General features: G+C 78.0%; 8 protein-coding genes. 2 read left to right on the top strand and 6 right to left on the bottom strand.

Annotated features, from left to right (window positions below; genetic code table 11):
• Positions 1-229: 229 nt before the first annotated feature.
• The 3 genes from RKE29_RS25070 to RKE29_RS25060 all read right to left on the bottom strand — a co-directional run bounded on the left by RKE29_RS25070 (position 230) and on the right by RKE29_RS25060 (position 2,465).
• The gene (locus tag RKE29_RS25070; RefSeq protein WP_312007901.1) at positions 230-646 is read right to left on the bottom strand and encodes a DUF3040 domain-containing protein; all 417 of its coding nucleotides are present in this window, start codon (positions 644-646) and stop codon (positions 230-232) included.
• A 256-nt stretch (positions 647-902) separates the two neighbouring features.
• Positions 903-1,679: a methyltransferase gene (locus RKE29_RS25065; protein WP_312007900.1), complete on the bottom strand. Its 777-nt coding sequence runs from the start codon at positions 1,677-1,679 to the stop codon at positions 903-905.
• 225 nt (positions 1,680-1,904) lie between these two features.
• Positions 1,905-2,465, bottom strand: coding sequence for an SAV_6107 family HEPN domain-containing protein (locus tag RKE29_RS25060; protein WP_312007899.1), 561 nt, complete (start codon positions 2,463-2,465; stop codon positions 1,905-1,907).
• A 302-nt stretch (positions 2,466-2,767) separates the two neighbouring features.
• Here RKE29_RS25060 and RKE29_RS25055 point away from each other — a divergent pair, with 302 nt between their 5' ends.
• Positions 2,768-3,409, top strand: a complete 642-nt coding sequence (locus tag RKE29_RS25055; protein ID WP_312007898.1) for a TetR/AcrR family transcriptional regulator — start codon at positions 2,768-2,770, stop codon at positions 3,407-3,409.
• Positions 3,410-4,065: 656 nt separating this feature from the next.
• Positions 4,066-5,667 (top strand): NAD(P)/FAD-dependent oxidoreductase, encoded by a 1,602-nt coding sequence (locus RKE29_RS25050; RefSeq protein ID WP_312007897.1) that lies wholly within the window; start codon positions 4,066-4,068, stop codon positions 5,665-5,667.
• A gap of 223 nt (positions 5,668-5,890) precedes the next feature.
• On the opposite strand, the gene RKE29_RS25045 is transcribed toward RKE29_RS25050, so the two are convergent.
• Genes RKE29_RS25045 through thiE form a run of 3 tightly spaced genes read right to left on the bottom strand, consistent with a single transcriptional unit; the run spans position 5,891 to position 8,523 of the window.
• Positions 5,891-6,808 carry a hypothetical protein gene (locus tag RKE29_RS25045; RefSeq protein WP_312007896.1) on the bottom strand — a complete coding sequence of 306 codons (918 nt, stop codon included), beginning with the start codon at positions 6,806-6,808 and terminating at the stop codon, positions 5,891-5,893.
• Positions 6,809-6,849: 41 nt separating this feature from the next.
• The gene (metF, locus tag RKE29_RS25040) at positions 6,850-7,767 is read right to left on the bottom strand and encodes a methylenetetrahydrofolate reductase [NAD(P)H] (RefSeq protein ID WP_312007895.1); all 918 of its coding nucleotides are present in this window, start codon (positions 7,765-7,767) and stop codon (positions 6,850-6,852) included.
• 9 nt (positions 7,768-7,776) lie between these two features.
• Positions 7,777-8,523 carry a thiamine phosphate synthase gene (gene thiE, locus RKE29_RS25035; protein ID WP_312007894.1) on the bottom strand — a complete coding sequence of 249 codons (747 nt, stop codon included), beginning with the start codon at positions 8,521-8,523 and terminating at the stop codon, positions 7,777-7,779.
• Positions 8,524-8,669: the final 146 nt, after the last annotated feature.

Raw genomic sequence — 8,669 nt, 5'->3', positions numbered from 1 at the left:
CCGTTCGCGCCGTCGGCCGGACGCACGCCGCCCGCGCCGCCGGGCCGGTGCGGCGCCTCGCGCCCACGCGGCGCCGGCCCACGCGACGGGCGAGGTCCCGCGCGACCTCGCGGGTACAAAACGGGCACGCCCCGGGGTGCGCCGGGGAAGCGTGCCGGAAGGCAGCCGCCCGGCGGCGGCCGGGGCGTACGGGTCCTGCGAGGAAACGAAGACGATCACCCGAGCCGGGTCAGTGCCCCTGCTCGTCGCGGCGGCGCTGCCACCGCTCCTCGATACGGGTCATTATCGAGCGCCGGGGGCGGCTGCCGCCCTGCCGGCGCACCGGACCGCGGGGCGCGCCGGGCGCTGCGGCCTGCCCGGCCGGTCCGCCGGGCCTGGGCGCCTTGCGCCATCCGGTCACCGCGAGCACGGCGCAGCCCAGCATGATGAGGAATCCCACCACGCTGACCCAGATCTGCTGGACGGCCACTCCGACCATGAGAAGCGCGATGCCCACCAGAAACCCGGCGACGGCCTGGTAGACGCGTCGTCGGGTGTACGTGCGCAGGCCGTTACCTTCGAGCGCCGTCGCGAATTTGGGATCTTCGGCGTACAGCGCTCGTTCCATCTGCTCCAGCATGCGCTGCTCGTGCTCCGAGAGCGGCACGGAGTCCTCCTACTCGTCGGTCGCGGGGGCGACCGGGCCTGCGACCCTTCCAGGATAGGCAGGGAACCGCCCCCGTGAAACCCGCCCTTCGGCGCCGGATTCGACCGCCGGAGCCGAACTGGCGGTGGATGGCGCTGAGACCTGCATTCCCCTCCCGCCGATCCGCCATGCCGGACGGCCTGCCCCGATCATACGGGGCCGATCGGCCTTCCGGGCCTGCCCTGTGCCACCGTCCGGGGCGCCGTGCGGCGAGGGGTCAGTGCCGCTCGCCCAGGACGTGGAGCTGGGGGGCGATGGCGTGGAAGGCGGGCAGCTCCGCGGCGGTGGCCTCCAGCCGCAGCAGGGCCTCGGAGGCGTCCGGCTCGGTGTCGACCAGCACGCCGGGCACCAGGTCGGCGAAGATCCGCACGCCGTGCACGGCGGCGACCTCCAGACCGGACGCGGTGACCAGCTCGGTGAGCTGGTCGGCGGTGAAGCGCCGCGGCATCGGGTCGCCCTCTCCCCAGCGGCCCGAGGGGTCGGTGAGCGCCTGGCGGGCCTCGGTGAAGTGGCCGGCGAGGGCCCGGGCGAGGGCGGCGCCGCCCAGCCCGGAGGCGAGCACGCTGAGGGTGCCGCCGACCGGGCGCAGCGCGGCGACCGCGTTGCGCAGGCCGTCGGCGGGGTCGTCCACGTACTCCAGCACGCCGTGGCACAGCACCGCGTCGTATCCGCCGCGCTCGACCACGTCGAACAGGCCGTGCGCGTCGCCCTGCACACCGCGCACCCGGTCGGCGACCCCGGCCTCGGCCGCCCGGCGCTCCAGCGCGAACAGCGCGTCGGGGCTGGGGTCGACCACCGTGACCCGGTGGCCGAGGCGGGCGACCGGAACCGCGAACTTGCCGGTGCCGCCGCCCGTGTCCAGGACGTCGAGCGCGCCGTGGCCGCCCGCGGCGTCCGCTCCGGCCGCCTTGGCCCGGCGGTCCAGGGCGTCCTTGAGGACCTCCCATACGACGGCGGTGCGCAGGGACGCCCGGGGGCGCATCGGGTCGGACACGGCGGGTGGCTCCTCGGCACGGTGCCGCCGGCGCGCGGTGCGGCGGCGACGGCTTACTGACGTCAGCGGCTTCCAGACTATTGCCTACCCCACCGGACTCCGCCGCCGCGGTCACCCGTGGCACGCGCCCGCAGCCGCCGGGCGGCCGACCGGGCCGCCCTGGCAGGCCGGTTTCCCCGGCGGGGGCGGCCCGGCGGACTCGCCCCGGCGCCCGCGGCGCGGCGGTCACCGCGGGCGCCCGGAGGGCGGGTCCGGATCGGGGCGGCCGGCCGCCGCCTCCTCGTCCGCGTCCGCCTGCTGGGGCAGCAGGGGCCGCAGGATCAGCATGCGCTCGACCAGGCGCAGGAACACGGCGGCGTCGCGCAGCAGGTCGTCCGCCTCCCGGCGGCTCACCGCGCCCGGTATGCCCGCCTCGGCGCGGACCCGGCGCCCGGCCCCGGACGCGAACAGCGCGCTCCACTCGGCCAGCTCGGGGGCGACCTCGGGCAGCACCTCCCAGGCGCTGCGGATGCGCGCCCGGCGGCGCGGCGTCGGCTCGGGCCGGCCGCGCACGGCGAGCACGGCGGCCGCGATGCGCAGGGCGGCCAGGTGGGCCGTGGCATACCGCTCGTTCGCGGTCTCCAGCGCGGCGGCCTCGGTCAGCCCGTGGTGGGCCTGCGCGAGCAGGTCCAGGGCGGCGGGCGGGGCGGTGACGCGACGCAGCACGGGGTGCGCGTCGCTCGCGGGGGCGGGGGCGGGGGCGAGGGCGGCGGGCTGGTGCCGGCGCGCCGCGGCGGGACGGGCCATGACGAACCTCCTGTCGTCGCGTGGCGGCCGCGCAGGGCCTGGAGCGCCGAGCCGGCCGCCGCATGGACCCATCGTGGGGCACACCACTGACAATCGCCCTGACCTGCACGGATGCCGCTTTGCCGCGGAGGGTGCGGGGGCGGCGGGAGAGCCGGACGGCGGGCCGCCCGGCGCGCGCACCCGGCCCGGACGCCCGAGCCCCGGGTCGGGCCCGGGCGGCCCGGGCGCGCCAGGGAGGCGGCGGACCGGGCGGGAGCCGGGACGGCCCGTGGCACGGGGTGACAGCGGGCAGAATCGACGCCATGGACAGCAGCAGGCGCCGCCAGGCCACCCGGCAGAAGCTCTTCGACGCTGCGGTCACCCTCATCGCCGAGCAGGGGTTCTCCGCCACCACCGTGGACGAGATCGCCGAGCGGGCCGGGGTGGCCAAGGGCACGGTCTACTACAACTTCGCGAGCAAGACGGTCCTGTTCGAGGAGGTGCTGCGGCACGGCGTCGACTCGCTCACCGCCTCGCTGCGCGCCGCGGGCGAGGAGACCGTCCGGCACGGCGGCGGCCACGTGGCGGCCCTGGACGCGATGATCCGCGCGGGGCTGGACTTCGTCGCCCGCCACCCGTCGCTGACGCAGCTGTACGTCGCCGAGCTGTGGCGCACCAACCGCGCCTGGCAGCCCACCCTGGCGGCGGCCCGGCGGCAGGCGGTGGAGGTGATCGAGTCCGTGCTGCGGGACGGCGTGGCCGACGGGGAGCTGGGCAAGGAGCTGGACATCCCGCTGACGGCGTCGGCGCTGTTCGGGATGGTGCTGGTGGCGGCGCTCGACTGGCAGTCCTACCAGCCGCGGCGGCCGGTGGGCGACGTGCACGCCGCGCTGTCGTTAGTGCTCCAGGGCCGCGTGGGCGGCTCGGCTCCCGGCTGGGACGGCCGGGCGGACGGTCCCGCCTGACGCCGCCGGCCGGAGAGTTGCCGGGGATCGGCCGCGGGGCACGCGCGTCGTGGCCGGGCCAGGAGGTGGCGTCCGGTGCGCCCCGCCGCTGGAGGAGCCGCGCGGGGCAGGGGCACCGCCGGGGTCGACCCGTGCGGGCGAGCGTACGGCCTGCCGCCTGCGGCGCGCCCGGGCCGGCGGCCGCGGACGGGCGGTCGGCGCGAGCCGGGTCCGAGGTCGGCGCGAGCGGGTCGGAGATTGGCGCGAGCGGGTCCGAGGTCGGCGCGAGCCGGGTCCGCGGGCGGGCGGGCGGCGAGACCTGTTCCGGCGCGGCCCGCCCCCCGTGCCGCGCCGCGCCGGAACAGCCCCGTCCCCCGTTTCCCCCGTCCCCCGTGCTCCCCCGCTCCCCCGTGGAAGGCCTCCCGGGTCACCCCGAGAGGCTTCCCCCCCATCGCGTCGGGGCCGCCCGCGCCGCTTCCGCCGCCCCGTGTCGGCGGTGCCGGCGCCGCGTCCCTCCGCGGCCTCCACTCTCCCGGCCGCGCAGGCCGCGCCCCATCCGCGCGGCTACTCATCTGCCGTGCTAGGTACGCGTACTCACCTCCTGGTAACCCGCGCGGAGGCGGCCGGGGACCGGACCGTGGCGCCGGTTGTCAGTGGCGGCGGATAGGGTCACGGACATGGCACGGATTGCGGTGATCGGCGCTGGCATGGGCGCCATGGCGGCCGCCGCCCGGCTGGCGGCCACGGGCCACCGGGTGGTGGTCCACGAGCGCGGGCCCGCGCACGGCGGCGCGGTCGGGCGGCTGGAGCGGGACGGCTTCGCCTTCGACACCGGGCCCGGGCTGCTGCACCTGCCCGCCGTCTACCGCGACCTGTTCGTGAAGACCGGCAAGGAGACTCTGGAGCAGTGCGTCGAGCTGGTCCAGGTGGACCCGGCCGGTCGGCACGTCTTCGCCGACGGCACGGACGTCCTCCTGCCCGGTGCCTCCCGCGCGGGCGTCCTCCAGGCGCTGGACGCCGCCTTCGGCCCGGGTGCGAGCGAGCGGTGGAGCGGCCTGGAGCGGCGGGCGCGCGAGGTGTGGGACGCCACCCGAAGGCCGCTGCTCGAAGAGCCGCTGGCCGACGACGCCCGCGCGCTGCACGACGACCCGTATCCGGCGCCCGCCCGCCGCGCGCCGCTGGGCCTGCGGCGGCGCGGCCGGGCCCCGGCCGGTCTCGCCGAGGCGGCGCGGCGGGAGCTGCGCGACCCACGGCTGGCCGCCGTGCTGGAGAGCCACGCGCTCGGCCACGGCCTCGACCCGCGCGCCGCCCCCGCGAGCGCCGCCGTCCTGGCGTACGTGGCGCAGACCTTCGGCACCTGGTATGTGCGCGGCGGTATGCGGGCCCTGGCCGACGCGCTGTACGAGCGCTGCCGCGCGCGGGGCGTCGAGTTCGTCTTCGGGTCCGAGGTCGTGGGAGTCGTGGAGAAGGACGGGCGCGCGGCGGGGGTGGAGCTGGCGGACGGGGCGCAGGTGCAGGCGGACCTCGTGGTCGCGGGCGTCGCTCCGGCGCGCCTGCGGTCCGTCCCCGGCGCGGTCCCTGAGCCGGGCGCGGACGGCGGACCCGGGACGGACAGCGGACCCGGGACGGACAGCGCCGCGGGGTCCGGCGGGTCCGGCCGCTTCACCGTCTTCCTCGCCCTGCGCGGTGCGCGGCCCGAGGGCGCCGCGCACCGGACCGTGGTGCACGCGGCCGACCGTGACGCCGAGTTGGCCGCCGTCTTCGGCGGCGGCGCCCGGCGCCGGGGGCGCGGTGGGCCGGGCGGCGCGCAGGCGGTCCGGCGGCCGTGCGACCGGCCGACGCTCACCGTGCTGCGCCCGGACGACCCCGCCACCCGCCCCGACAGCGGCCACGAGGCCGTCACGCTCACCGCCACGGTCGCCCCGCACGGCCCGGTCGACTGGGCCGAAGCGGCGGCCGCGGGGCGGTACGCGGACGCGCTGACCGAGGCCGCCGAGGCGGCGATACCGGGGCTGCGGGACCGCGTCCTGTGGCGCGTCGTGCACACGCCGTGCGACACCGCCGAGGCCACCGGCGCCCCGGGAGGAGCCGTGCCGGGCCCGGCGCTCGCGGGCGGCGGCGGGCGGTACCTGCGCCCCGGCAACCTCACCCGGCTGCCGGGGCTGTACCTGGCGGGCGGCTGGGCCCACCCGGGCGGCGGGCTGCCGCACGCGGGAATGTCGGGCGCGCTGGTGGCCGGGCTGATCGTGGAGGGGGCCGACTGGCGCGGCTCCCGCTGACCGCCGCGCCCCACCCAGCCGCGCCGCCCCGCGACGGGCCCGGCCCGCGCTCCGGCGAGCACGTCCGCGGCCCGGCCAGGCAGGCTTGGCGCGCACCGGGCCGCCGGGTGGGCCCGCCTGCCACCGGCGCGGTGACGCGGCCCGGGCCGCGCAGGGCCGGTCCGGCGGCCCCGGACCGGCCCTGCGCGGACAGCGCGGTCGGGCCGGGCAGCGGCGGCGGGTCTCAGCGGTAGGGGTCGCCGCCGTCCGGGAGGTACGGGTGCGGGTAGGGCTGCTGATCGGGCTGCTGGTCCGTCATGTCGCCGTCCCGCTGCTGCGGCACCCACACCCCTGCCGCGGGCGTCGCGCCGGGGCCCGGGACGGCGTACGGCTGCGCCGCCGGGTAGCCGGCCTGCTGGCCGTAGGGGTCGGGGCCGGTGGCGTACGGCTGGGCGGCGTACGGATCGTAGCCGTGGCCGTAGGGCTCGTAGCCCTGCGGCTGGGCGGCGGTGGCGTACGGGTCGGGATAGGCCGGGTAGCCGTCGGCGCCGTAGCCGTACGTTCCGGCGGGCGCGTACCCGCCGTGCCCGGCCGCGGCGGGTCCGCCGTCGGCCACGGCCCCGGGCGCGTAGCCACCGTACGCCCCGTAACCGCCGTAGCCTCCCGCGTCGTACCCGGCGGCGTCCGCCGCGCCCCGGTCGCCGGAGGCCGCGTACGCGCCGGATCCGGCCTGCGCGGCGGGCCCGGCGCCGGCGGGCTCCTGGGCCGCGGCCGGACCGTCGGGGGCGTCGGGCACCGGGACCGCCTCCAGCTCCGAGACCTCCAGCGTCGGCTCGGAGCGCGCCGCGCGGGCCGGCTGGCCGCCCGCCCGGCGCCGCCTGCTGGTGCCCGCGCCCAGCTTGCCCAGCGGCCCGCCGACCGCCCAGCCGGTGGTGAAGCCGCGCCGGAAGGACAGCGTGACGCAGGTCTGGCCGACCGCGAACGCCATGCCGCCCAGGGCGATCACCACCACGGACGGGATGGCCACGCCGAGGACCACGCCGAGGAAGCCGGCGAAGGCGAGGAGCCGCCAGCGCAGCCGCGCCTTGTACTGCAGCAGCACCTCGCCCAGCAGCCACAGGGCCACGACCGCGAACGCGAAGTAGAGGACCGCCCAGCCCATGTAAGCCCCTCTCGTCCGCGCGGCGCTCGCGGCCGCCGCCGTCAGGACCGCTGGTGCAGTCCCAGGTTCTGGTAGATCTCCAACGTCGCCGTGGAGTGGTTCAGGGTAATGAAGTGCAGTCCGGGGATGTCCTCGGCCATCAACCGCGCGCACAGCCGGGTGGCGTAGTCGATTCCGATCGAGCGTACCGCCGCCGGGTCGTCTTTGACCGCCAGGATCCGCTCGGCGAGCTCGGGCGGGAAGGCGGCGTTGCTGAGCTGCGCGAACCGCTCGATCTGGCGCACGTTCGTGACCGGCATGATCTCCGGGATGATGGGGGTCGCGCACCCGGAGGCCGCGACCCGGTCCCGCAGCCGCAGGTAGTCCTCGGCGTAGAAGAACATCTGCGTGATCGCGTAGTCCGCTCCGGCCCGGCACTTGTCCACGAAGTGCCGTACGTCGGTGTCCCAGTCGGCGGACCGCGGGTGCATCTCGGGGAAGGCGGCGACGCCGACGCAGAAGTCGCCCGACTCCTTGATGAGCCGGACGAGCTCGGCGGCGTAGGTGAGCCCCTGGGGGTGCGGAATCCAGGCGCCCGTCGGGTCGCCGGGCGGGTCGCCGCGCACGGCCAGCATGTTGCGGATGCCGGCGTCGGCGTACTGCCCGATGACGTTCCGCAGCTCGGCCACGGAGTGGTTGACGGCGGTGAGGTGGGCGACGGGGGTCAGTGTGGTGTCGGTGGCGATCCGCTCGGTGGCGCGCACCGTGCCCTCACGGGACGAGCCGCCCGCGCCGTAGGTCACGGAGACGAAGGTGGGCGAGACGGCCTCGATCCGCCGGATGGCGTTCCACAGGGTCCGCTCGCCCTTCTCGGTCTTCGGGGCTGCGAACTCGAACGAGTAGGACTGCTCGCCGGACGCGAGCAGCTCCCGCACCGTCGGCGCGTGGTCGGTTCTGGTGGAAGCTGTGCCAAGGGCCATAAGGGCAGGTTAACCAGCGGTCCCGCGCTCGCCTACCGGCGGTTCGGTATCTGGCCTGTTGCCGGGGTCCGACGGCCGGTCCGCGCGCTCCCGCAGGCGGGCCGCCAGCTCGGCGGCGGCCTGTCCCGGGTCGCTCGCCCCGGTGATCGCCCGCACCACGACGACCCGCCGCGCGCCCGCGTCGAGGACCTGGTCCAGGTTGGCGGCGTCGATACCGCCGATGGCGAACCAGGGCCGGGCGGTGTCCAGGGCGGCGGCGTGGCGCACCAGGGACAGGCCGGGGGCGGGGCGGCCGGGCTTGGTCGGGGTGGGCCAGCAGGGGCCGGTGCAGAAGTAGTCCACGCCGGGCTCGGCGGCCGCGGCGGTCGCCTCCGCGGGCGTGTGGGTGGACCGGCCGATCAGTACGCCGTCGCCCAGGATGGCGCGCGCGGCGGGGACCGGGAGGTCGCCCTGGCCCAGGTGCAGCACGTCGGAGCCGGCCGCGTGGGCGACGTCGGCCCGGTCGTTCACGGCCAGCAGCTTGCCGTGCCGGGCGCAGGCCTCGGCGAAGACCGCCAGGTGGTCCAGCTCCTCGCGGGCCTCGATGCCCTTGTCGCGCAGTTGCACGATGTCCACGCCGCCCGCGAGCACGGCGTCGAGGAAGTCGGGCAGGTCGCCCTGCCGGGTGCGCGCGTCGGTGCACAGGTACAGCCGGGCGGCGGCGAGCCGGCTGCGCGCGGCGGCGGCCGCGACGGCGGTGAAGGTGGCGGTGGCCATGGGTGCTTCGGCTCCCCCGGTCGGCGGCGTACGGGCCGGCGGCGGCCCCGGAGGGCGGCGCCGGCCCGTACGCCGGAAGGCGGCGGCGCGCCGGGAGCGGCGGCGCCGGGACGGACAGCGGGTGGTGCGGGGCCGCCGCACGCTGG

Source organism: Streptomyces sp. B1866, assembly GCF_031932565.1.
In the GTDB taxonomy this organism is placed as follows: domain Bacteria; phylum Actinomycetota; class Actinomycetes; order Streptomycetales; family Streptomycetaceae; genus Streptomyces.
Note: the sequence above shows the minus strand (reverse complement) of the source record. Positions and strands in the feature narration are given on the sequence as shown.